22 protein-coding genes and 2 pseudogenes are annotated in these 22,986 nt (G+C 48.3%); 7 read left to right on the top strand and 17 right to left on the bottom strand.

The genetic code is table 11. The features are described 5' to 3' along the window. Positions 1-7: 7 nt before the first annotated feature. On the bottom strand, positions 8-283 hold the full coding sequence (locus BTR1S_RS13660; protein ID WP_003184977.1) for a YutD family protein: 276 nt from the start codon (positions 281-283) through the stop codon (positions 8-10). 103 nt (positions 284-386) lie between these two features. Here BTR1S_RS13660 and BTR1S_RS13655 point away from each other — a divergent pair, with 103 nt between their 5' ends. Continuing rightward, on the top strand, positions 387-1,010 hold the full coding sequence (locus BTR1S_RS13655; protein ID WP_006638953.1) for a YhcN/YlaJ family sporulation lipoprotein: 624 nt from the start codon (positions 387-389) through the stop codon (positions 1,008-1,010). A 66-nt stretch (positions 1,011-1,076) separates the two neighbouring features. Here BTR1S_RS13655 and lipA read toward each other — a convergent pair whose 3' ends face one another. After that, positions 1,077-1,973 (bottom strand): lipoyl synthase, encoded by an 897-nt coding sequence (lipA, locus tag BTR1S_RS13650; RefSeq protein WP_006638954.1) that lies wholly within the window; start codon positions 1,971-1,973, stop codon positions 1,077-1,079. A gap of 249 nt (positions 1,974-2,222) precedes the next feature. On the opposite strand from lipA, the gene BTR1S_RS13645 reads away from it, so the two are divergent. Continuing rightward, complete coding sequence (locus BTR1S_RS13645; protein WP_006638955.1) at positions 2,223-3,203, top strand: M23 family metallopeptidase; 981 nt, start codon at positions 2,223-2,225, stop codon at positions 3,201-3,203. Positions 3,204-3,233: 30 nt separating this feature from the next. Here the strand turns inward: BTR1S_RS13645 and BTR1S_RS22570 are convergent, their stop codons facing one another. The 8 genes from BTR1S_RS22570 to BTR1S_RS13610 form a co-directional block, all read right to left on the bottom strand. Then, the gene (locus tag BTR1S_RS22570) at positions 3,234-3,341 is read right to left on the bottom strand and encodes a methionine/alanine import family NSS transporter small subunit (protein ID WP_006638956.1); all 108 of its coding nucleotides are present in this window, start codon (positions 3,339-3,341) and stop codon (positions 3,234-3,236) included. Beyond that, positions 3,338-4,867: a sodium-dependent transporter gene (locus BTR1S_RS13640; RefSeq protein ID WP_029418501.1), complete on the bottom strand. Its 1,530-nt coding sequence runs from the start codon at positions 4,865-4,867 to the stop codon at positions 3,338-3,340. The genes BTR1S_RS22570 and BTR1S_RS13640 overlap by 4 nt, the downstream gene beginning before the upstream one ends. A gap of 182 nt (positions 4,868-5,049) precedes the next feature. Continuing rightward, the gene (yunB, locus tag BTR1S_RS13635; protein ID WP_006638958.1) at positions 5,050-5,811 is read right to left on the bottom strand and encodes a sporulation protein YunB; all 762 of its coding nucleotides are present in this window, start codon (positions 5,809-5,811) and stop codon (positions 5,050-5,052) included. Between the two features lie 68 nt (positions 5,812-5,879). After that, entirely contained in the window at positions 5,880-6,185 is a 306-nt protein-coding gene (locus BTR1S_RS13630; RefSeq protein ID WP_006638959.1) for a YunC family protein, read from the bottom strand. An 82-nt stretch (positions 6,186-6,267) separates the two neighbouring features. Next, positions 6,268-7,635, bottom strand: coding sequence for a bifunctional metallophosphatase/5'-nucleotidase (locus BTR1S_RS13625; protein WP_029418500.1), 1,368 nt, complete (start codon positions 7,633-7,635; stop codon positions 6,268-6,270). A 24-nt stretch (positions 7,636-7,659) separates the two neighbouring features. Further along, on the bottom strand, positions 7,660-8,478 hold the full coding sequence (locus BTR1S_RS13620) for a sulfite exporter TauE/SafE family protein (RefSeq protein WP_006638961.1): 819 nt from the start codon (positions 8,476-8,478) through the stop codon (positions 7,660-7,662). Positions 8,479-8,495: 17 nt separating this feature from the next. Continuing rightward, positions 8,496-9,353, bottom strand: a complete 858-nt coding sequence (locus BTR1S_RS13615) for a DUF72 domain-containing protein (protein WP_029418499.1) — start codon at positions 9,351-9,353, stop codon at positions 8,496-8,498. Between the two features lie 132 nt (positions 9,354-9,485). Next, positions 9,486-10,019 (bottom strand): hypothetical protein, encoded by a 534-nt coding sequence (locus BTR1S_RS13610; protein WP_006638963.1) that lies wholly within the window; start codon positions 10,017-10,019, stop codon positions 9,486-9,488. Between the two features lie 91 nt (positions 10,020-10,110). Between BTR1S_RS13610 and BTR1S_RS13605 the strand changes: the two genes are divergently transcribed. Beyond that, on the top strand, positions 10,111-10,698 hold the full coding sequence (locus BTR1S_RS13605; protein WP_029418498.1) for a TetR/AcrR family transcriptional regulator: 588 nt from the start codon (positions 10,111-10,113) through the stop codon (positions 10,696-10,698). Between the two features lie 23 nt (positions 10,699-10,721). On the opposite strand, the gene BTR1S_RS22845 is transcribed toward BTR1S_RS13605, so the two are convergent. Then, positions 10,722-10,949, bottom strand: coding sequence for a hypothetical protein (locus BTR1S_RS22845; RefSeq protein WP_006638964.1), 228 nt, complete (start codon positions 10,947-10,949; stop codon positions 10,722-10,724). Here BTR1S_RS22845 and BTR1S_RS22565 point away from each other — a divergent pair. Continuing rightward, positions 10,888-11,124: pseudogene (locus tag BTR1S_RS22565) on the top strand (amidohydrolase family protein); the annotation flags it as partial. The gene BTR1S_RS22845 and the pseudogene BTR1S_RS22565 overlap by 62 nt on opposite strands. Here BTR1S_RS22565 and BTR1S_RS23325 read toward each other — a convergent pair. From BTR1S_RS23325 to allC, 3 genes and pseudogenes are all read right to left on the bottom strand, one after another. After that, a pseudogene (locus tag BTR1S_RS23325) lies at positions 11,125-11,791 on the bottom strand (amidohydrolase family protein); the annotation flags it as partial. Continuing rightward, complete coding sequence (locus BTR1S_RS13585; RefSeq protein ID WP_006638968.1) at positions 11,788-13,041, bottom strand: pyridoxal-phosphate-dependent aminotransferase family protein; 1,254 nt, start codon at positions 13,039-13,041, stop codon at positions 11,788-11,790. The pseudogene BTR1S_RS23325 and the gene BTR1S_RS13585, both read right to left, overlap by 4 nt. Before the next feature lie 14 nt (positions 13,042-13,055). Further along, positions 13,056-14,306, bottom strand: coding sequence for an allantoate deiminase (gene allC / locus BTR1S_RS13580; RefSeq protein ID WP_029418496.1), 1,251 nt, complete (start codon positions 14,304-14,306; stop codon positions 13,056-13,058). A 189-nt stretch (positions 14,307-14,495) separates the two neighbouring features. On the opposite strand from allC, the gene BTR1S_RS13575 reads away from it, so the two are divergent. Continuing rightward, a complete protein-coding gene (locus tag BTR1S_RS13575) occupies positions 14,496-16,097 on the top strand; it encodes a PucR family transcriptional regulator (RefSeq protein WP_006638970.1) in 1,602 nt (533 codons plus the stop codon). 112 nt (positions 16,098-16,209) lie between these two features. Here BTR1S_RS13575 and BTR1S_RS13570 read toward each other — a convergent pair whose 3' ends face one another. Continuing rightward, positions 16,210-17,406 carry an MFS transporter gene (locus BTR1S_RS13570; RefSeq protein WP_029418495.1) on the bottom strand — a complete coding sequence of 399 codons (1,197 nt, stop codon included), beginning with the start codon at positions 17,404-17,406 and terminating at the stop codon, positions 16,210-16,212. Between the two features lie 359 nt (positions 17,407-17,765). Further along, the gene (locus tag BTR1S_RS13565) at positions 17,766-19,172 is read right to left on the bottom strand and encodes a YfcC family protein (protein ID WP_029418494.1); all 1,407 of its coding nucleotides are present in this window, start codon (positions 19,170-19,172) and stop codon (positions 17,766-17,768) included. Positions 19,173-19,397: 225 nt separating this feature from the next. On the opposite strand from BTR1S_RS13565, the gene BTR1S_RS13560 reads away from it, so the two are divergent. Both BTR1S_RS13560 and BTR1S_RS13555 read left to right on the top strand, forming a co-directional pair. Then, on the top strand, positions 19,398-20,441 hold the full coding sequence (locus BTR1S_RS13560; RefSeq protein WP_006638973.1) for an anthranilate phosphoribosyltransferase: 1,044 nt from the start codon (positions 19,398-19,400) through the stop codon (positions 20,439-20,441). 80 nt (positions 20,442-20,521) lie between these two features. Then, on the top strand, positions 20,522-21,328 hold the full coding sequence (locus tag BTR1S_RS13555; protein WP_006638974.1) for an endonuclease I family protein: 807 nt from the start codon (positions 20,522-20,524) through the stop codon (positions 21,326-21,328). A gap of 473 nt (positions 21,329-21,801) precedes the next feature. On the opposite strand, the gene BTR1S_RS13550 is transcribed toward BTR1S_RS13555, so the two are convergent. Continuing rightward, positions 21,802-22,896 carry an ABC transporter ATP-binding protein gene (locus BTR1S_RS13550; protein ID WP_029418493.1) on the bottom strand — a complete coding sequence of 365 codons (1,095 nt, stop codon included), beginning with the start codon at positions 22,894-22,896 and terminating at the stop codon, positions 21,802-21,804. Positions 22,897-22,986 lie beyond the last annotated feature (90 nt).

Raw genomic sequence — 22,986 nt, 5'->3', positions numbered from 1 at the left:
TGATCGATTATTTTCGCAAACGTTTTAACACAAAATACGCACAGCCGAAATTGCAGTATTCGTAGATATATTCATCAAGGGTGCTGATTTTTGTATCAAAGGTCGCCTTTTGATTTTGATCATCAAAAAAACCTTTCAGTCTCAGCTGGCTGTACCCCCAGTCCCCGACAATATAGTCATATTTATTTAAAATATCGGAGTATCTTGCTTTAAACGCTTCTTCATTAAAACCGTTTTTCACATCTTTGACGACTTCAAATGCAGCGTTCTGAACGACAATCATACTTTTCACCTCTTTTATATGATAATTCAAACACCAGCCGCCATCAATTGCTAAGAATAAATCTCCGTCTTTGGAAAAGCTATAGATAAGGAGGAAATGCAGGATGAATAAAAAATTACTTTTAACCGGTTTGCTGCTGGTTCCGCTTGCCGGATGCCAGACGGCTCTAAACGATACTGAAAAAAACGACATTTATGATGAAGACGGAAATACCGTTCACATCGCGGACCGGAACCGCCAATACAACCAAAACTTCAGAAACGATGATCGAAAAGGCAGATTCGGATATGCGCGCCATCAGGCAACCCCTGTAAAAAACAAAGATCAAATGCAAGCCCCAAAAATCAATCGGGAAGAAATGGCCCATATTATATCTAGTTTAACGGTTCAGCTTCCCAATATTCAAGATGCCTCGGCGCTGGTGACAGACGAAGAAGCGCTGGTCGTGTATAGAACCGGTTCCAAACAGCGGGAGGAAACCGCTGATCAGGTGAAAAAAACGGCCGCCTCCGTCGTTCCGAGATACTATCACATCTATGTCTCGGATAATCCGAATTTGATGCAGTCTGTCGCAAACTTCAGCTCGCTCGGCTCAAATTCAAGAAACATCGATCAGCTGATGGCAGATACGATTGAGGAAATGAAAAAATCGCCGCAGGGGAGCGCTACTAAGGATAAAGATGAGCGCGGGGATCTTGATGGAAAAGGTAAAACCACCGAATCCTAAAATAAAAAAACGCCAGAATGTCTGGCGTTTTCATTTTGCCCGCGGATAGAAGGCACAGAGACCCGCTTATGCTTGGGCCTGCCGCTTTTTGGATGCTTCGTTCACCTGTTCATCGGCATGGTATGAAGACCGGACGAGAGGTCCTGCTTCACAGTGGCTGAAGCCTTTTTCCATAGCGATTTGTTTCAGCTCGGCAAACTCATCAGGATGGTAGTACTTCTGTACTTTCAGATGCTTTTTAGACGGCTGCAGGTATTGGCCGATGGCCATAATGTCGACGTTGTTGGCCAGAAGGTCATCCATTGTTTCAATGATTTCTTCTTTTGTTTCGCCAAGGCCGACCATGATGCTCGATTTCGTCGGAATATCAGGCTGCATTTCTTTGGCGCGGCGCAAAAATTCTAAAGAACGGTCATATGTAGCTCTTGCACGGACTCTCGGCGTCAGCCTCCGGACCGTCTCAATGTTGTGGTTCAAAATGTCCGGCCGTGTATCCATCAGCGTTTTTAAATTGTCGTAGTCCCCGCCCATATCGGAAGGAAGCACTTCAATGGTCGTAAACGGGCTCTTTCTTCTGACGGCACGCACAGTTTCGGCGAAAACGCCGGCTCCTCCGTCTTTCAAATCATCCCTGGCGACGGCTGTGATGACCGCATGCTTCAAATTCATGATGCTGACGGAATCCGCCACGCGTTCCGGTTCGTTTAAATCAAGCTCGGTCGGCAGTCCGGTTTTGACCGCACAAAAGCGGCAGGCTCTCGTGCAGACAGATCCGAGAATCATAAAAGTTGCAGTCCGTCTGACGGCCCAGCACTCGTGAATGTTCGGGCATTTTGCCTCTTCACAAACCGTATGCAGGTTATTCTCTCTCATGAGTTTTTTCAGGCCCGTATAGTTTTCATTCGTATTCAGCTTTATTTTCAGCCATTCGGGCTTTCTAAGGTGCTCGTCTTTCTTTGCCAATTCCATCAACTCCACTCGTGGATAGTAATCAAGTTTTGCTACGAAAATTCTGACATAACGATGGATGCGTCCCTGCCTTCTGGAACCGCTTAAAAAACTTAAATACTTGTCTTTAGTCACTTTAACATAGTACAGATTTGTGAACAAGAGATTGATTTACCAAGCTCGAATTAACAACATTTTCTAATTATCGTTTCTTCCGTTTGTCACACACTATACGTATTCAAATGGAAAGGAGCCTAGGACACTGTGAAGGTTGTATTATCCGTTCTCATCCTCCTTTTAGCCATGTTTCAGCCGTGCGCCTTCGGGAAGGAAAAGAAAGCATCAGAACTTAAAGAAAGAATGGCGCTTTATCATAAGACGGAAGCTGCCACCCAAATTCCGTGGTACGTTTTCGCGGCTGTTGACCAATATGAAATCAATATCCGTAAAAACCGCAAAGATCTGCCGAAAAAAAAGGGGTATACAGGGATCTTTATTCCCCAAGACATATGGAGCGGGCCTGAGAACCCAAACCCGAATGATACATCCCCTCTCAGCATCAAGGTATTTGACGGGATTGGAATGGATGGCAACGGAGACGGACGGGCGGAATCCGATAATGATGAAGATGTCCTGTATACGTTCGGCCAATATTTGATGACATATGGAAAAGATCTTGCCAACATCCGCATCGGCCTGTGGGAATTTTATGAAAGGGATCAGTCAGTCGGCATTATTTCAGGATTTATCAAGCTTTTTCAAAAATACGGACACATCGATTTAGGCCAGCACGCTTTTCCCCTCCCTGTCAGATCGGATTACAGCTATAGAAGCACATGGGGAGATGCACGCGGATTCGGGGGAAGGCGCATCCATGAAGGAACCGACCTGTTCGCCCACCACGGCCTTCCGGTTCGTTCGACATGCTACGGAATCATTGAAATGAAAGGCTGGAACCGCTTTGGCGGATGGAGAATCGGCATCAGGGATATCCATAATACGTATCACTATTTCGCCCATCTGAACGGGTTCAGCAAGGGATTAAAGGTCGGCCAGATCGTCGAGCCCGGACAGGTGATCGGCTCTGTCGGAAACACCGGCTACGGGCCCCCGGGCACATCCGGAAAATTCCCTCCCCATCTCCACTACGGGATGTACAAGGACAACGGAAGAACCGAGTGGTCGTTCGATCCGTATCCTCATCTGAAAGCATGGGAACGAAAAGAGCTGAGAAAGAAAAAATAAAAAACATCCCGATTCTCTCGGGATGTTTTTTCAGCTGCTTTTTTTGCTTTTGATGACCGCATTTGCGATGCTTGCGGCCAATCCTCCCCAAATGATGATGATTCCAATCGCCATCATGGCAATAGATGCGCCGCTCATGAAGAAACCTCCTTATCTTGATGAAGCGAAGAATAGGCAAGCCCGTTTTTCCATTTTGAGAGCGAAAGCACGAAGCCTGCTGCAATAGCGCCGAAGGCCACACACCATCCCCACTTCAGCAGGAATTCCACTGGCAGTCCGCCATAGGCCGACGTCACATTGGTTTTGATATTGTCAAACATCATATAGCCTAATACAGCTGGTGTCACGACACTGAGGCAGATTCTCCACCATGCGCCGAGCTGAATGTCAGAAACAGAATTCGCGTGCTGCTGCAGAGCTTTCAGCTCCCTCGAAAACCAGGCGATGACGATGACTTCAATCAGACCGGCCAGTGCAACGCCGAAATTGTTAATAAAGTAATCGGCCGCATCGAGGAAGAACAGTCCGCCTTTTGTTGCAAAAACGAGTGAACATAGAGCAGCTACTCCGCCGCCGAAAAGGACGGCCTTCCGCCGGGGCACATTAAACTTATCCTGCAGCGCGGCCACATATGTTTCAGAAATCGAAATGAGCGATGTCAACCCGGCCAGTACGAGCGAACCAAAGAATAAAAAGCCGAAGAACGCATTAAATGCCGGGAACTCATTAATGATTTGCGGAAATACGACAAACGCCAGACCTACTCCGGAAGAAACGACCTCTTTCACGGGAACGCCCTGCTGCGCCGCCATAAAGCCCAAGGCGCTGAAAACGCCGATCCCGGCCAAAAGCTCAAATGATGAGTTCCCGAATCCGGTGATAAACGCATTGTTCGTGATATCTGATTTCTTCGGCAAATAGCTGGAATATGTGATCATGATCGCAAACGCAATCGACAGACTGAAGAAAATCTGTCCATAGGCCGCAACCCATACTTGCCCGTTTGTAATCTGGCTCCAGTCAGGCCTAAAAAACTCATTCAGCCCTTGTGCAGCTCCGTCAAGCGTAATCGAATAGATCACGATAATAAGAAATAAGATGCCTAATAACGGAATGAAAATTTTGTTTGCTACTTCAATTCCTTTTTTGACGCCGGCAAATAATATCCCTAATGACACAATCCACACAATCGCGAGAGGAATCAGCACGCTCGGAACAAAACCCCCGAATTGACCGATGGCTCCCCCGCTCATGTCAATTCTGTCTAAATATTCTTTCATTAGGAAATTTTCTGTGTTTTTACCCCAGCCTAAATTTAACGAAAAGACGGCATATGATATCGCCCAAGCAACAATGACAGCGTAGTATGTCGAGATCACAAATGATATCGCGACCTGCCACCATCCAAGCCATTCCTTTCCTTTGCCCATTCTTGCATAGGAAAGCGGGGCTGATCCTCTGTACTTATGACCAATTGTAAATTCCATAATGAGTAGGGGAATTCCTGCGGTTAAAAGTGCAAATAAATATGGCAGAAAGAATGCGCCGCCTCCGTTTTCATAAGCTACAGCCGGGAATCTCCAAATATTGCCCAAGCCGATTGCAGAACCGACAGCCGCCATAATAAAACCCGCTCTTGTCCCCCATTGCGGACGATTATCCATCTGCTTCCTCCTTTACTTTTTTATAGATCTGAAAAAAATGAATTTTCAAATAATTATTATTGAAGAGTATATACAGTCTTTATTCCTAAGTCAAAGTATTTTTTTGAGAAAAAAGACGCATGTCCTTTTCACAGGCAAAAAAAGCATTCTGCCTGTTTCGTTCAGCAGAATGCTTACAATGATTACTCTTTTTTATCGGATTTCTCCTCTTTGGACGGAATTTGGATCGAAGGTGATGTCTGACTTCCGCTGCCGCTGTAGAAATCGGGCACATCTCCGTGTACCGCCTGAATCGTCGCGGGAATCGTATTTTTTACAACCGCCGTCTTGGTCGCAAACGGAATGACGACCCGCACCTTTACTTCGACAAGCACGCCGATGTTGATTAATGCGTTATTGATCCCATAGGGCTTGACGCTTTCTTTCACATCTGTGAAAACGTCGCCGACGATATTAAGGCGCACGGGTATCTTAGGTCCCAGGTTTCCGAGCAGTGAATTGCCGGTGGTCTGTCCGAGGGGAATATTATAAATGACGCCGTCATGCCGGCCTTCGGGCGTTTTTGCAGAAGAATTAAATTCTTCTGTTTCGGTTTCTTTCAAATTATCATGAAGCTGTTTTGTAATTTTGTTTTTCATATCACGGACGACGTGGGAGTTAAAATCAATCGTTGTCACTTTTCCGTTTTCGTTTGTTTTCATCTCGATCATGTTCTGCACGTTTTCATCTTCGCTCATATAATTATCAACGGCTTCCTGAATGACGTGTGTTGCAATCCTGTTCGTTTCCATTTCGGCGATGTTTAAAAGGGTCGGCTTGATTGATGAGTTGATCATCAATAAGCTGATCGTTGTCGAAAATATAAATAGCACAAAGGAAAGGAGCATGACATATCGAAAAGGCAAAGGCCCTCTTTTAGAAAGAGGCCTGCGAAATCTCCGCAAGCAAAATCCCCCCTTACATAACAATGTGTATGCTTGTAAGAGGGGATATACGATTCAAACAGACAACTTTATTTCACCATTTTTAAAAGAGCTTCTTTTCCGCTCATGCCGGTGTGGATGCCGAGCTCTCCGGCCGCGTCTGTAACAGATTCCAGCGGGGCTTCAAGAAGCTGTTCGATCGTCCGGACGCCGACCGCTCTTGCGGCGATGATTCTTCGTTCCTTTAATTTATCATTCAGCAGGGCAACATCAAGCGCTCCGCACATAATATATCCATGGTCATTTGTAACCGCCATAAAATTCGTTTTTGGCAGTTTGACCGTTACAGCAGTGAATGGCTGACCTTCAATCATAATCGGAGTTACATTCACCATGGCTATCCCCCCTTTACCATTAATGTATGTAAAAGCGGGGGACTTGTTCCCGTTTGCCCGGAAAAGCTTTCTTCCCAGGCCTCTATCTTGCGGGTCTTTCCTTTTTGAGCTTCCACGCCAATAGGTCACGCAAAAATTCGGGCATGAAATACTCGATCTCTCCGGCATCGCGAATGGCCGGGAAAAGGGTGCCTAGCGTATACATATCGATGGTTGCCAGCGAATACGTGCGGCCGGATTCAATTTCCGCCCCGTTTACTGTCAGCTTTTCCGCATCAAGGCCTGCATACATCATTTTTCCCATGACCTTTCCGCGAAAGCCGAGGCCTTTGATCCGAAGCTGTTCGATATCAGCCGATGAAGCGGTGAGAATGACCTCCTTTAATTCCTCGCCGGTCAGTTTCACATTGACCGGGTTAATCGGATGCGGACAAATGCGGTGGACATCACCTTTCGTCACCGGTCCCTCCGGAAGGGAGTCGAGCAAAATCCCTGCATTCACCATGCCAATCTCGGCGCCGCACCATTCTTTTAGCGCTTCGGCCAGCATGTGGGGCAGAGCGGACGGCTCAAACCATTCTGTTTTGAGCGGATGATCCAATACGGTCACTTCCTCCCGAAGCACGGTCCGGGCTTCCGCCTCTTTTTCTCTCAGAAAAGCGGCGGTTTTTTCCGATTCTTCCCTCCAGTCGGCCGTCTTCAAAACAGTTGCCTTTTTCGCTTCAACGGTCCTCTCGGAGAGGTTAACCGTTATTTCCACATGGCCGGCATAGTTTCCATACTTTTCAGCGCAGGCGAGCAGTACGCCGTCTTTCATCATGCCATCCTCAAGCAGATGATGGGTGTGGGAGCCAAGGATCAGGTCGATTTCCGGAAACGCCTCAGCCGCCTGCTGATCATCCAAGATGCCCAAGTGAGAGAGAAGAATCGTGATGTCTGCTTTCCCTTTTACCTCTTTCAATACCGCGGCAATGCTTTCAAAGGCGTCGGTTACCTTCCAATCAAGCTGCGCATAAATCGGATAATACGGCACCGTCACGCCAAGAACGGCGATGGCGATGCCGCTTTTCAGCGTTTTGATCCAATACGGCTGCGCCCATGGCGGTCTGTTTCCGTCCATGTCATACAAGTTGGAAACGATGACCGGAAATTCCGCATGATCATAGAGCGTGTCCAGCTCTTGATGCGGAAGCGTGATTCCTTCGTTGTTCCCGATCGTCACCGCATCATAGTGAAGGCGGTTCAAGAGCTCCACATTCGCTTTTCCGAAGGATGCCTCTGATACCGGGTGAAATCTGTCCACATGGTCGCCGATATCGAATAGCAGCACTTCCTCATGCTCAGCCGCGTGTTTTTGTCTTTGGGTTTGGATGTAATCAACGATGGCCGGCCAGTTTTCAAAATGGCTGTGCAAATCGTTTGTGTGATAGATATGGAGCTTTTCCCGCATGCAAATCTCTCCCTAACGTGTAAACTAAAATGCGCCTTGATAGATGAGTCTGAGTCCGATCAGAATCAACACAAGCCTCATGACGAAAACGATCGTTTTCGTCTGCATTTTTTTATTGATAAAAGCGCCGAGCTGCCCGCCGAACCAGGCGCCGGGGATAAGCGCCACAGCATAAAGCCAGTTGACATGGCCGGAAACGACGTGGCCTGCAGAGCCTGCCACAGATGAAAGAAAAATGATGAACATCGATGTGGCGACGGCGACCCGTGTGGGAAATAAAAACAAAAGCATCATCGCCGGCACCATTAAAGAACCTCCGCCGATTCCGAACAATCCGCCGAGGAAGCCGACGAAAAACGCGATTGCGATTCCGGCCCACGCCTGGTAGGAATACGTATAATCATTTCCCTCGTCGTCTTTAAACGTTCTGATGACGCCTGTGTGTATTTTATCGAGCGGTTTCGCTTTTTTCTTGATCATTAATGAAAGGGAAATCAAAATCATAAAAATGCCAAACCACAGGGAAAACGAATCAGCGCTGAAGTATTTTGATACATGGGCGCCGATGATGCTTCCCGGACCAGATCCGATAAAAAAAATAAGCCCGCTCTTGTAATCAACGGTTTTATATTTCATATAGGCGATTGTTGAAGACAAGCCCGTAAAAATGATGACAAGGAGCGAAGTCCCCACCGCCATCTGCGGTGTCACATGGTCAAACACCCCGGGGATGCCTGATAAAAAAAGCAAAGAAGGAACGATGACGATCCCGCCTCCAAGGCCGACGAGACTGCCGATGGTTCCCGCGATCAAGCCGAGTATGATCAGTATAAAATATTCCATCAATAAGTCCTCTTTTCTCAGTTGAATAAATCGAGCTGCCTCGGCGCAAGCCCTTTATAATCAAGGCCGAGCAGTTCCATCATTTGTTTTCCGTTCGCGGCTGCGGCTGCGTCCCCGCCCGAATTGTTGTTGAACAGCACATACAGCTGCTTGGACTGCTGCTGTAAACGCTCCAGATGTTTTGTCCAGTCTTTTAATTCCTGCTCATTATATAAATACAAATATCTGACTTCCCGCCAGTTTTGTCCTGAAGACGGACGGACCCATCCTTCTTTATTGCGGCCGTGGAAGCGGACCAGCGTTTTTTCGCTGTCTGTCGCATGAAGAACGGTCGGAATGCTCCCTTCTCCGATTTGCGGTTCATCGCACACACTATGTATCCAGCCTTGCTCTTCCATAAAAGCAAGCGTCTTATCGTAAAATTGCGGCATGAACCATGACCGGTGCCTGAATTCAAGGGCGCACGGAATCCCTTGCATTTTTTCCCTGCACCATCTTAAGTAATTGACGTTTTCTTTTTTGCAGTCAAACCATGGCGGAAACTGGAACAGAACCATCGCCAGCTTTCGAGCTTTTATATAAGGCGTAAGGGACAGCTTAAAAGCGTCAAACATCTCATCCTTTGATTCAAAAGGAATGTCGCCGCGCTGATGTCCGGTCATCCCCTGATAAGCTTTTATGATAAATTGAAAGGATTCCGGTGTTTCTTTTACCCATTTCTCATTGTTTTTTTCCGGCTGGATCGCATAAAAGCTTGCATCAAGCTCGACGATCGGAAAATGGGACGAATAGTGGATCAGCTTTTTTTGGCTGCTCGTTTTGGGCGGATATAGGCTGTCGTGGTCCCCCCAACCTGTCAATCCGATATAAATCAATCTCGTTCACCTCTCTTTTTAGTTTATCACAGGTTTTTTTCAGAATCCTTTATTTCGGCCTGCTTGTTAGCTTTTCCTTTTTGGAATCCCGAATACTCCGCGTAAAAAAAAGAAGCCGGATCAACCGGCCACTTAAGGCGTTTTCTTTGGAAAAATGGTGAAGCTGAAACTATAGATAAAATCGATGGCAAGTATGATCGACCATGCGGATGCGATGCGCAACAAAGATTGTGTTCTTTCGAAGTCTCCGATGAACAGGTGCAATCCGGCCAACAGCCCCGCCCCGATCACCCAGGCGGCAAAATGGCGGATCCAGCCTTCACGCTCTTTTTTGGCGTGTTCTTTTCCGTACCGCGGGCCCTTATCAGGCTTCGGTCCCCCCGCAAACCGATGAGCGAAGCGGACATCCGCCCATTTGATCATCCGGCTGCCAAACGCGATGCTGACGCCGATATAGATGGCGGCCAATCCGTGGAAAGTGTCCGCTGTCGCACCATTGTGCAGATCTATGGCTGTCGCAATCAACAGCACCAAGTCAAGAACAGGCGTTGCGGCAAGAAAAAACAAACTGATTTTTTTCTTATTAGCGATATAGCGAAAAAACAACCCTAACAAAATAAATGCCCAAAATCCGATTTCACATGCAATAATCAACAATCCGATCATCTATGTTTCTACTCTCCTTTTTTAATACATTTGTGTCAAAAAAATAATAGCACAAATGTATTAAAAAACACAACTGTGTTATAATAAATGTATGCCTAAAATCGTTGACCATGAAAAACAAAAAGAAAAAATTGCCGAGGCCGTCTGGAAGGTGATTCATCATGAAGGCCTCGACCATTGCACAGTCAGGAAAATAGCGAAGGAGGCAGGACTTTCCCCAGGTTCCATGCGCCACTACTTCCCGAATCAGTCACAGCTTTTGATTTATTCGATGCAGCTGGTTACCAATCGGGTCAAAACGCGGATCGAACATATGGAATGGCCGGGGACGCCGTTTGAAGCTGTCAAACAGCTTCTTCTTCAGTTTTTGCCCGTCGATGAGGAAAGAAAACTGGAAATGGAGGCATGGCTGGCATTTACGGCTAAATCGCTCAGTGATCCGGAGCTTAGGCCGTTACGAAAGGAGATGAATGAAGGAATCTATTCGGCCTGCAAAAAGGCCGTTGACACACTGGCCCAAACCGCGGAGAAGCCGGATATCGATGTACGGCTGGAAACGGAGCGGCTTTACGCCCTGATTGACGGGCTTGCGCTCCACTCCCTGATAGAGCCTGAACAAATTTCTCTTGAAGTGATCGATTCCGTGCTGACCAGCCATTTAAAATCTTTGGGCGGATGAACCAGAACCAGTCTGATGGCGGATCAGGCTGGTTCTTGCGTTCTCCGGGCCTTTGCATATTCTACCGTTTTCAGCCATTTGCCGCCGTTCTGGCGTAGCGGCCCGCTGCCGTCATAGACAAGCCTTCCCCTGTTGAACGTCGCCGTTATGCGGCAGGGAAAAACGCGCCCTTCGTAAAGGCTGTGCGACGATGAGAATATGTTTCGCGCTTGGGGCGGAATCAGCGGCGGCCAGTTTACGCTTTTGGCCATGATCGAAACCGCTTTAACATACAAGGTGGCGGACTGGACGGCGCGGACGCCCGCACGACGATTCGGCCTTGGGGAGAAAAAAGGCCGGATCAAAGTCGGTTTTGATGCCGATTTTGCCATCGTCAATTTGAATGACTCCTATACTGTGACAAAGGACACCATGTTTGCCAGACATAACGGCTTCGGCTTCCGCCTCAGGCGGTCTTGATGCCGCATAGGCATTACCGTCTGTCCGCCCCGATTGCTCCGCTTCCTTTTGCAGAAACTGAATCATTGCATCGCTTTCAGCATGAAGCGCCAGTATTTTCTTGCAGGCGGCAATTTCCCTCATGCCCTCTAAAAGGCTCATATCATCTGCGGCTTGAAATTCTGCGGTGCCTGTTTGAGAAAGGAACGCCTTAAAACCGATAGCCCCTGCATCTGTCATTTTCTTAATGTGCCGGCGGTTTCCGTGGACAAGACCGCCCCAAAGCGCAAAATCGACGAGCGATTTTTCTTTTGCAATCCGCGCCTTTTCCTTGAGCGCCTCAACGGTGACGGTTGACGGAATGCCGTTTAAAGGCATGTCAAAATAGGCGGTGCATCCGGCGGCAGCCATCATTTGCGAGCCGTGTGAAATGCCCTCCCAGTCCGCCCGGCCCGGTTCACTGAAATGAACATGGCAGTCGACGGCGCCCGGAAACACGTACTGTCCTGTTGGGATGCCATACCTTTTCGGCAGCTTTTTCGTTCAGCTCGCCGATTGCGGCAATGATGCCGTCTTTAACGCCAATATCGGTTGTTTCCACCCCATCCGGCATTACGGCGTGTGCATCTTTCAGCAGCAAATCGTACTTCGTCATGACACTCCCCCTTTTACAGCCGTTTTTTCATGATAAAAAGAAAGCACTGCCTGCAGGGCACGGCCCGGCTGCACCGGCGCTCCGACATGAATGAGAACCGCTTCAAGCGCCGCCAGCGTAAATAGGACATTTTCCTTGCGGCAGCTGTATCCCATCGTCCCGATCCTCCAAATCTTCCCGTGAAGGGGACCGAAAGAGCTGGCAATTTCGACGCCGAATTCGTCGAGCATCATGTTGCGGACAAGATCAGCATCAATCTGCTCAGGCACCTTCACACAGGTGACAGTCGGCAATTTTCTCCTGCCTTCCGCAAACAATTCCAGCCCCATCGCCCTGATTCCTTCCACCAATGCCGCTTCATGCAGCCGATGCCTCTCAAAGCGTTCGCCAAGCCCTTCTTCAAGAACGACGCGCACGCCCTCGCGAAGGGCATACAGCATGGAGGTTGCTTCTGTATGATGGTTCAGCCGCCGCGGACTCCAATAATCCATCAGCTGGCTGATGTCAAAATAATTGCTGAATATCGGCGCCCGCTCCCTTTCCCGCTTCAGGTCTTCTTCTGTCGCAATACCGCGCTCGACTTTTTTCCTTTCGTTGATCCGCTTTTCAATCCGGCTGTTAAACGTGATCGGCGCCATGCCCGACGGAACGGATAAACACTTTTGCGTACCGCCGATGACCGCATCAAGACACCATTCGTCCGTGTTCACATCAGTGCCGCCGATCGTCGCGACCGCATCGACAACACACAGCACGTCGAGCTCGCGGCAGGCACGGCCGATTTCTTCCAATGGCTGCATGCATCCGGTCGATGTCTCCCCATGGACAATCGCAACAATCTCCGGTGCGACCCGTTTGATTTCCCTGATGACGTCTTCAGGAGCAAAAACTTCTCCCCACGGACATTCCATTGTATAAACATCGGCACGGTACCGCTCGCATATTTCTGCAAGCAGATAGCCGAACCTTCCGAATATCGGAACGAGCACTTTGTCGCCCGGTCTGATGATGCTTGCAAGGACGGCTTCCAGCCCCGCTCTCGACGTTCCGTCAACAGGGAAAGCCCAATTGTTTTTCGTCCGAAAGAGCTGTCTCAGCATCGCCATGACCTCGTTCATCATTTCCGTAAACGCCGGGTCAAACTGTCCAAGCACAGGATATGAGAGGGCCCTCAGCACCCTTGGATGGACCTCTACAGGCCCCGGCGTCATAATCGTCCGCTTAGGAATATTGATTTCTCTGATTGTCATTGTCTTTTCTCCTCTCATTCATAAGCCAGTGTATATAGCAGATTGCTCAAAACTTTGATTCCCGAAATGAGATCTTCGGGTTTTGTCCATTCTTCAGGCGAATGGCTGACACCGTTCCGGCTTGGAACGAACAGAAGGGATGTCGGGCAATGCCTCCCAAAGATCTGGGCGTCGTGCCCCGCACCGCTGATCATTTCCCGATAGGAAACATTTATGTTCTCTGCCGACTGTTTAGAAAGCCGCGTCAATTCCGGATCCATTTTTACCGGCTTCACATCCGTCGTCTGCTGCACGCTGATCTGAACGCCCGATTCTTCGGACAGCTTTGCGAAATCGGCAAAAAGATCCTCGCTGAATTGATCCAAAACCGTTTCATTGTGATGGCGAAGATCAAGAGAAAAAACGGCTTCACCGGGTATGACATTCGGGACGTTCGGCTTTGCTTCAAGCTGTCCGACAGTCGCCGTTAGGAACGGATCTGCGGCTTTTGCTTTTTTCATCAAGCAGGAAATACATAATGACATCATCGCGACCGCATCCTTTCGCATATTCATCGGCGTCGTTCCGGCATGGTTGCTTTCGCCTTTGAGGATGATGGTGTAGCGCCTTTGTCCGACGATGTCGGTGACGATACCGATCTGCCGCCCGCTCGCTTCGAGGATGCCGCCTTGTTCAATGTGGAGCTCGATAAAGCATTTGGCATCATGTCTGAAAGGCTTCCGATACCGTCCTTTTCCAAAGCCGCAACGCTTCATCGCCCCTTCGATCGAGACCCCGTCGCGGTCATAAACAGCGGGGGCCTTTCCGCAGTCAAACAGACCCGTCAAATTGCCCGATCCCCAAAATGTGAGGGGGAAACGGCTTCCTTCTTCCTCACACATGGAGACGACCTCGATTGACGTTTTCGGCGCTCCGTAAGCATCGCGAAGCTGTTTCACTGCGATGAGGCTTGCGAGAATCCCGTATGCCCCATCAAACCGCCCGCCGTTGGTGACCGTATCAATATGAGATCCGGTCAATATCGCACCGCTCATATTCTTCGTTCCTGCGATTCTTCCAAACAGATTCCCGGAGTCATCAAAATACGCCTCCATTCCCCAGTCTGTCATCTTTTCTTTTAACGCATGCTGGGCTTCAAGCCATGGCTTTGAATAAAGAAACCTTGTCACTCCGCCTTCCCCGCTGCCTCCAAATGAAGCGAGCCAGGTGATTAAATGTTCAATTTCGCTTGCCGTGCTGCCGGTTATGCTTGTGTCAAAGGTCATGTAAAGAAACTTCCTTTCTATTTTCTTGTTATATTTCTTTACAACTTTATATATAAATATCAGTTTACTGATAATATAAAAAATAAGCATCGGCATAATCGTCATAATTTCATTGTTTTTTTGTACATCTTAACCAAAACATCGAAAACATTCTTGTCAGATGACATAACAAAAGGAGGCCTGAAAAAGATGAACGTTTTCGACATCATGCAGCTCCCTGTTTTTAAAGGCGCAAGGCTGGCCGCCGGGGAATCGGGGGGCTTTCGCAATATTCAGCATATCAATATGATGGACGCCCCGGATATCGCGGATTTTCTGCATCCGGGCGAGCTGCTTGTCACGACCGCCTATCATGTCAAAGACCGTCCGCAATTGTTAAAAGAATTGATCGAAAAGATGATCAGGCGCGGATGCGCCGGACTCGGCATCAAAACGAAAAGGTTTTTGCGGGAAATCCCCAAAGAGGTGATTGAATATGCCGACAAGAAGTCTTTTCCGATTATCGAACTAAATGAGGGCATCCGCCTCGGCGACATCGTCAACCATACGCTGAGCCATATTCTTGATAAGCGCACCGCTGAGCTTGAACAAGCGATCAATGCGCAAAAGCAATTCACAGACCATGTGATGAGCGGAAAAAGCATACAGTCGCTGTTGAAGAACGTCTCTCGTATCTTGGATCTCCCTGTCCTCCTATTAAATCAGCATCTCAAGCCGAGATTCTCTTCAGGAACGGATAGAACAGAAGCACCGCCGCTTTATGAAGGCGTTTTTCACAGAGGGAGCAAAACGGCATTCACATGCTTTTCCACCCTTTCCAAACAGAAAACCTATTCCGTTTTCCCGATCTACACCCATGAAAAAAAGTGCGGGTTCCTCGTCGTTTGCGGGATGATTCCCTCATCTGACAAAGGCCTGCTTTTAACAATTGAACAGGCAGCCAATGTGATCGGCTTTGAACTCATGAAAGAAAACGCGCTTAAACAGTATGCGAGAAGAGCCCGCAACGAGTTTTTCAGCAATTTTTTGGACGGCGCTTTTTCTTCGCCTGAAGAAATCAAAAATCGGGCCAAAGAGTTTCAGCTTAAGTGGAACCAAAAATATATATGCATCGCCGGCAAATTGGACCGCAATGAAAAAGGCGTCAGCTTCACGGAAAACCAGCTTGATTCAGACAGCGTGTTCGAGTTTTTGGAAGAAGAGCTTGATGCTTTTCCGTTTCCTCCGCATTTGTTCATCAAAGGAAATATGTGCATCCTCCTGGCCGAAGGGACGGACAGCTGGGCGGAAATGAATGCTCCCATTTGCGCGTTTTTAAGGCGGTTTCAGCAAAATGCTGCAGAGTATTTTCAACGAACGATCTCCTTCGGCATCAGCAATCTCAGCCACCAGCTGTTCGATGCTCCTGATATTTGCAAAGAAGCTGTTGATGCTCTGCACTCCGGCCATCTTTCCGGCAGCACCGCATTCATTCAGACGTACCATATGAAAGATGTGTCAGAGCTCCTGCGGATGATCCCGATCGATGATTTAAAAAAATTTCATGCCTATACACTGCAAAACCTGGCAAACCTGCCTGGTGATGACCAAGTGCTGCTGCATACATTATCCGTCTATTTAGAAACGCACTGTCAGATTTCCGAGACAGCCAAACGCCTGTATGTGCACAGGAATACGGTCATCTACAGACTTGAAAAATGCGAGGAGATGCTCGGAAAGAGCCTGAAGGACGCTGATACAACGCTGCGCTTAAGGCTGGCTCTCAGAATTCAAATGCTGCTTGGTTTGTGAGGAGCCTTGCGCTTATGGTCATAAAGAGGGATGATTTTGTATCAACATCTAAATCGAAAATTGAAGATTGGAGAGTGCATACAAAAAACGCCCGGCATTTCTGCCGGACGCTTTACACTTTTTCCGGGATGGCGCTGGTCTGTTTTTTTCGTCCCCAGCTGACAGCAGCAAAAAAACTGAGTACAAGGACGGCGGCGCCAAACATATATGGAATTTCGACGTTTACATCGAAGAGCAGCCCCGCTATTGCCGGTCCGCCAATATTGGCAAGGCTCATGAACGCATTATTCATCCCTGCGGCAAAGCCTTGTTCATCTCCCGCCATTTTCGAAATCAGCGTATTGATCGCCGGGCGGAGGATGGAAGTCAGCATAAAAAAGACAATCGTCGCGCCGAACACTAGCCAATAGGAGCCGGCTAATGAGCAGACGAGAAGAGCTGCCGCCGAACCGATCAATGTGATGTTCATCAGGCGCTTTTCCCCGAAGCGGTTCGTCAGCATTCCAAGCGCAACGGCTTGCACAAACACGCCGATCAAGCTCGCCGCCGTGATGACAAACGCGATGTCTCCAGGTGTAAACCCGTGTTTATGATCGACATACAGGCTGAAGACAGCTTCAAAATTCATAATGCCAAAGTTCAGCACGAACACCAAAATCAGCAGAAATGCGTATGGAGATTTCAGCGCCCGCGCCATTTGCTTCAGCAGCGGTTCGCGCCGTTCAGCCGACTGCCGCTTTTCGAGCATTTTTTCTTTACTGAGCGTTTCAGGGAGCACGAAAAGCGACAATACGGTTGCCAGGCAGGCCAGCCCGGCTGACACGTAAAACGGAAAAGACAGTCCGAACGCCACTAAATAACCGCCGGCTCCGGGGCCGATGACAAATCCGAGGGACATCGCTGCACTAATCAGCCCCATCCCTTTGCTCCGATCCTTTTCCGAGGTGATGTCAGCGATGTAGGCAAACATCGCCGGAACCAAAAAGGCCGCACCGGCTCCCCCCAAAAGGCGCGACACAAACAAGAGCCACAGGTGGCCGGCCCAGGCAAAAATCAGCTGTGATACCGCAAAGGCGCCGATACCCAAAATAATCATTTTTCGTCTGCCATATTTGTCTGTCATTTCACCCGCAACAGGCGAAAACAGCAATTGCGTGACACCTGAAGCCGCAATCAACAGACCGAGGGTGCCTCCTGAGGCGCCGAATTTTTCTATAAATGTAGGCATGAGCGGAATAATCAGCCCGATGCCGAGCATGACGATAAATACGTTCAGCATGAGAATATATAATCTGGCCATTTTTTTCATGTGCAAATCCCTTCCTTCTGTGCGAGATCAGAACCCCTCTTCTCAAAGCCAAACTGCTACTCAATCAGTATATCCAGCAGTGGGATTAAAGTCTAGTTTTTTCATATTTTATTTATTTTTCAAATTTTTACTTATCCAAAGGTCTCAATTGAACGATGTTCTTCACTGATTCTCAAGCTGTTGTGAAACGGTGGGATATGCCGATAACGCGCAGTTTGCAGAGGCTTAAACAGAAGACTGCTCGGGGATGTGGAGGGGATCGGCAAAAGGATCTATAAGGAAAATAAAAGGAATCACGGGAGAAATAAGCGATTAACAAAATAGACTGGCGCACGGCACCAGTCTATTGATCTCAAAACCTATGACCAGCCGGCGGCATGGGCAATCATTAAAAACACGACAGCAGCCGCCATCCAAAGGCAAAAGAGCGGCAGGATGAATGTCAGCCACTTGTTCCAGGGGATCCTACTGATCGCAAGCGTCGCCATAAAGTAGCCTGATGTCGGAAACACGATGTTTGAAAACCCGTCTCCGAATTGAAAGGCAAGGATCGCCGTCTGCCTCGTAATACCGACGATATCGGCCAAAGGAGCCATGATCGGCATCATAATCAGCGCCTGACCGCTTCCGCTCGGCACAAAAAAGTTAAACAGCATCTGTGTAAAGAGCATCGCCGCCACCGTCAAATAAGAAGGAAACTGTGAGACAACATGTGACAAGCCATAAACAATCGTATCCATGATCTGCCCTTCCGTCATCACGACAGCCACAGCCCGCGCGATTCCGCAGACCATCGCGCCGACCAGAACTTCTTTAAACCCTTCATTAAAAGATTCGGCAATCTCTTTTGAATTCATGCCGGCAATCACAGCCGGAATGATGCCGAGCGCCAGAAAATAGCCGGCCATCGCCACCATGTCCCACCTGAAATAAATCACGCACCCAATCAGCCCCATAAAACAGGCAAGCGCCGCAGCCCCGGCCCACTTTACCCGTTTTCCCGCTGAAAAAGCGGGAGCCGGTCCGGCCTCTTCCTTGCCTGTGAGGCTTGTTTCCGGATGCGCTCGTACATGTTCCGCATATTTAAGGACATAAACGGCGGCGACCGCCGTGATAACAAAGAAGATGACCGTCCGGTATCCCATGCCCGAATAAAGCGGAACGCCTGATATCATTTGCGAGATGCCCACAGTGAAAGGATTGGTCAAAGCGCTCGTAAAACCGGCAATCGGCCCGCATAATGCGATGGCGGCGGCCGTCATCCGGTCATAGCCGAAAGACAGCATTAAAGGAAGGATGACAGGAACATAAACGATCGACAACTCGGGCGTCCCGATAAAACAAGCGATCCCTGAAAAAACAAACATCAAAACGGGAATGATCAAAGCCGGCCTGTTCCGGAACATGTGTCCCAATAGGCGCACGCCGAGTTCGATTACCATGGCTTTCCGCAAAACAGCAAAAACGCCTCCGGCAACGAACGTAAAAAAGATAATCGGAGCGGCCTCGGTCATCCCTTGCGGAACAGCAGACAGCACAGTCAGCAAACCGACCGGTGACTGTTCGATCCGCTGATATGAATCCGGATCGATCATCTCCCTGCCGTCAGGGCTCTCAACCCTTTCGTATTCACCTGAAGGGATGATGTATGTCGCAAGAGCCATTACCACAATCATGACGGCAAGAATGACATAAATATGCGGAAATTCCTTTTTGCGCTTTTGATTCTTTTTCAATTCTTCTGTTTGATAAGCGGGCACTCCCATGTCTGTTCATCTCCTTTTCACCTAATGTCAACTTTCTTAACATATTAATCGATTAAAAACGCAATAGCATTGAAAAATCCTCCGAATCCAACTGAGTTTTCGGTTAAAATATCTAAAAAGACAGATTTTCTGACAAACACAATCATCAAAAATACCCCTACTGCAATTCGCCATTTTCATGTAAAGTCATAAGAAAAAGTCATGTTGTAAAGGAGTGGATACACATTGCAGCAATGGATTAAAGAGGTGGCCAGAGGAAAAAGAGGCGCCAGGGATTTAATATATGAAGAGGCGCGGCAGGCTGCCGAAGCGATTGTCGCCGGACAGGCGAGCGCGGCTCAAATCGCGGCCTTTCTGATAGCGGAGCGGATCAAAACAGAATCTCCTGAAGAATTGCTTGCATTTACAGAGGCATTAAGACATTATGCGGAGAAGCTGAACCTTTCTAAAGGAATCAGGGAAAGGGTCATCGATTTTGCCGGACCGTACACCGGGAGACATTCTTTTTTGGCGACGATTCCCGCATCGATTCTTCTCGCCGAACGAGGCATTCCCGCATTTCTGCACAGCAGCGACTCCCTGCCGCCGAAATACGGGACAAGCAGTAAAGAGGTGCTGCAAAAGCTCGGCATCTTTATTGGGGGGGCCGCCCAGGCTGCGAAAACACTGGAGCAGCTTTCCATCGGTTTCGCCGCGGCTGAACAGCTGTGCTCTCCGTTTTCCCGCCTTCGCCAGATTCGTGAGGACATCGGTGTCCGCACTGTATTGAATACGGCCGAAAAATTGGTGAACTTCGCCGGTTCCGACCGGCTCATGATGGGCGCTTTTCACAGAACGGCGATTCAAAAGATGCATCCCGTGTTTACCCGCCTTTCTTACAAAGAAGTGTTTATCGTTCAGGGAATCGAAGGCTCAGAGGATGTTCCGGTGCACAGGGGAAGCTTTGTATTTACGATAAAAAACGGTGACATCTCTTCCTTTATTTTAAATCCGGAAGCATACGGCCTGCATGCGGATGAGCGTATGCTCAACAAACCCCTATCCGCAGAGCGGCAGGCCCAAAAAATCGAGGCGGTCCTGTCGGGAGAGCAGTCGGCTGATGTGGAATATGAAAGAAAGCAGGTCATCATGAACACGGCATTGCGCTACTATTTGTTCAGGCACTGCCCGACGATCGAAGAGGGCGTCCGGATCGCTGAACGCCAGCTTAAAGAGAAAGCGGGGTTAGCCACCCTCAACAAGTGGAGAATGTCATTTACAAGACAGTAAGAAAACCGTAATGAAAATGACATTTCCTTTTCATGAAATGATTGGATAATGAAAACAAATGAAAAGGAGGTTTTCACCCCATGATCAGAATGTTGGTCCTGTCGTTTATGCTGATCCTGTCAATCGTTTGGATGCCCGCCGGGAAAGCGGATGCTTTTTCGCTGTTTCCGCTGAAATCCTTGTCCGGCGCTACAGCCGCTCCTGCAGACTATTATCAAACTGCACAAGGGAAAACCGGGAAAGCATTAAAACAGTCGCTTCACGATATTATCGATAACCACACAGAGCTTTCGTACAGCGATGTGTGGAACGCGCTTAAAACGACTGATGAAGATCCGGCAAACCGCAGCAATGTCCTTTTACTGTATTCCGGAGAATCCCGCTCTAAAAATGAAAGCGGAGGAGACGCGGGCGATTGGAACCGGGAGCATGTCTGGGCTAAATCACACGGCGATTTTGGAACAGCTAAAGGCCCCGGAACAGATCTCCATCATATCAGGCCCAGTGATGTACAGGTGAATGCGGCACGGGGAAACCTTGATTTCGACGAAGGCGGCGCCGAGTATTCGGGAGCTCCCGGAAACTATTATGACGGGGATTCATGGGAGCCGAACAGCCGTGTAAAAGGGGATGTTGCGAGAATGATTTTTTATATGGCCGTCCGCTATGAAGGCGATGATGGGCACCCCAACCTTGAAATGAACGACAGGACAGGAAACGGTTCTCTGCCATACCACGGCAAAATGGCCGTCCTGCTGAAATGGCATCAGGAAGACCCGGTTGATGACCTGGAAAGAAAAAGAAATGACATCATTTATGAACGTTACCAGCATAACCGCAATCCATTCATTGATCATCCCGAATGGGCCGGGGAAATCTGGGAGTAAGCTAAATGTTTTGAAAGTGCAAACGAAGGCGCTTTCTTCGAAGATTTTAAGCAAAGGCTTGACATCTTTCTTTATATTCTTCTTCTGTAGTCGGGACGACTCCATTTTCAGTATTTTTGTAAGTAATGACTTCAGCATCAAATTCAGAGCCGTAAAATCGTTCCGGTTCTGTGTTTTTCTCTACTAGAAAAGGCAGTACCGGAATCTATCAGCCCTTTCATATTCACCCCCCTTATTTCCTTTTAAAACGAGATTGATCAGAGGAAAAGGGGGTGTACATCTTTTTTATGAACGATTCAGACGCGGGTCGCGGCCGGCAGTCCTGGAAGTGGATGGCGCTGAATTTGTAGATTTATAAAAAAAGGCTGATCACTTCAAACAGATTTTGATCGATCCCTGCATCAAAATAGGTTCTTTAACCTTTAATTTAAAGTTATACGTAACCGACCCGATTATCATTAGTCTGATTCTTTTTAGATTGCCGCTTCTGTGTGAGGATCAAAAAAGACGGCATGCTCCATATTGACGGACAGGCTGATTTCCTCTCCGGGCGAAAGGTTTTTAGCACCGTCGAGTCTAGCAATAAGAGGGGCTTCTCCTATTGCGGCGTGCAGAAATTGTTCAGACCCCATATTTTCGCTTAATTCAACCTGCGCCTGAAAGCTTGTTTCTTCTCTCTGCCCCTGTTCGTTCACATGTTCCGGCCGGATGCCGAGCACTGCTTCCTTTCGGAGGTAGCCTTTCCTTTGTAAGACACCGCTTTTTTCTTTCGGAATATGAAGGCGAATCGAAGAATTGGCGAAAAACAGCTCACCGTTCTGCTCCTCGATGATGCCCTTAAAAAAATTGATGCCAGGTGAGCCGATAAAGCCGGCAACAAACTGATTAGCCGGATGGTGATAAATATCGTGCGGACTTGCCACCTGCTGGATTTCCCCGTTGTACATTACGACAATGCGATCTGCCATCGTCATGGCTTCAGTCTGATCATGGGTGACATAGATGACTGTCGTCTTCAGCCGCTGGTGAAGCTTGCTGATTTCCGTTCTCATTGCCGTTCTTAATTTGGCATCCAGATTTGACAGCGGCTCATCCATCAAAAATACTTGAGGCTCGCGGACGATAGACCTGCCGAGCGCCACCCTCTGTCTTTGGCCCCCTGACAAGGCTTTCGGCTTTCGTTTCAGCAAATGGCCGATTTCCAAAATCTCAGCCGCCTCGTGCACCCGTTTCTCAATTTCTCTTTTTGAAAGCTTTCTCAGCTTCAATCCGAACGCCATATTGTCAAAGACCGTCATGTGCGGGTAAAGCGCATAATTTTGAAACACCATGGCGATATCGCGGTCCTTCGGGGGCACGTGATTGATCAGCTCATTCCCGAGATAAAGCTCTCCTTCCGTCACCTTTTCCAAACCGGCCGTCATCCTCAGCGCCGTCGATTTTCCGCACCCCGAAGGACCGACGATGACAAGAAATTCTTGATCCCGGACCTCTAAATGAAAATCTTTTAAAGCATGATGATCTGTCCCGTATTTCTTATGGACGTGATGAAACGTTAATGAAGCCATGTACACCTCTCCCTATTTTCATGTTTGCCGTAATTTTTTAGATCTTCTGCCTGTCCCTGAATTGTATTATAACGTAATAATACATTATAA

Source organism: Bacillus sonorensis NBRC 101234 = KCTC 13918, from assembly GCF_001592005.1.
Classification (GTDB): Bacteria; Bacillota; Bacilli; order Bacillales; family Bacillaceae; genus Bacillus; species Bacillus sonorensis.
Note: the sequence above shows the minus strand (reverse complement) of the source record. Positions and strands in the feature narration are given on the sequence as shown.

Excerpts from the sequence above, each read along its gene's own strand:
- BTR1S_RS13660 (WP_003184977.1), bottom strand. The coding sequence starts at position 283 with ATGATTGTCGTTCAGAACGCTGCATTTGAAGTCGTCAAAGATGTGAAA.
- BTR1S_RS13655 (WP_006638953.1), top strand. The coding sequence starts at position 387 with ATGAATAAAAAATTACTTTTAACCGGTTTGCTGCTGGTTCCGCTTGCC.
- BTR1S_RS22570 (WP_006638956.1), bottom strand. The coding sequence starts at position 3,341 with ATGAGCGGCGCATCTATTGCCATGATGGCGATTGGAATCATCATCATT.
- BTR1S_RS13640 (WP_029418501.1), bottom strand. The coding sequence starts at position 4,867 with ATGGATAATCGTCCGCAATGGGGGACAAGAGCGGGTTTTATTATGGCG.
- BTR1S_RS13630 (WP_006638959.1), bottom strand. The coding sequence starts at position 6,185 with ATGGTGAATGTAACTCCGATTATGATTGAAGGTCAGCCATTCACTGCT.
- BTR1S_RS13625 (WP_029418500.1), bottom strand. The coding sequence starts at position 7,635 with ATGCGGGAAAAGCTCCATATCTATCACACAAACGATTTGCACAGCCAT.
- BTR1S_RS13620 (WP_006638961.1), bottom strand. The coding sequence starts at position 8,478 with ATGGAATATTTTATACTGATCATACTCGGCTTGATCGCGGGAACCATC.
- BTR1S_RS13610 (WP_006638963.1), bottom strand. The coding sequence starts at position 10,019 with ATGATCGGATTGTTGATTATTGCATGTGAAATCGGATTTTGGGCATTT.
- BTR1S_RS13605 (WP_029418498.1), top strand. The coding sequence starts at position 10,111 with ATGCCTAAAATCGTTGACCATGAAAAACAAAAAGAAAAAATTGCCGAG.
- BTR1S_RS22845 (WP_006638964.1), bottom strand. The coding sequence starts at position 10,949 with ATGGCCAAAAGCGTAAACTGGCCGCCGCTGATTCCGCCCCAAGCGCGA.
- BTR1S_RS13585 (WP_006638968.1), bottom strand. The coding sequence starts at position 13,041 with ATGACAATCAGAGAAATCAATATTCCTAAGCGGACGATTATGACGCCG.
- allC (WP_029418496.1), bottom strand. The coding sequence starts at position 14,306 with ATGACCTTTGACACAAGCATAACCGGCAGCACGGCAAGCGAAATTGAA.
- BTR1S_RS13575 (WP_006638970.1), top strand. The coding sequence starts at position 14,496 with ATGAACGTTTTCGACATCATGCAGCTCCCTGTTTTTAAAGGCGCAAGG.
- BTR1S_RS13570 (WP_029418495.1), bottom strand. The coding sequence starts at position 17,406 with ATGAAAAAAATGGCCAGATTATATATTCTCATGCTGAACGTATTTATC.
- BTR1S_RS13565 (WP_029418494.1), bottom strand. The coding sequence starts at position 19,172 with ATGGGAGTGCCCGCTTATCAAACAGAAGAATTGAAAAAGAATCAAAAG.
- BTR1S_RS13555 (WP_006638974.1), top strand. The coding sequence starts at position 20,522 with ATGATCAGAATGTTGGTCCTGTCGTTTATGCTGATCCTGTCAATCGTT.
- BTR1S_RS13550 (WP_029418493.1), bottom strand. The coding sequence starts at position 22,896 with ATGGCTTCATTAACGTTTCATCACGTCCATAAGAAATACGGGACAGAT.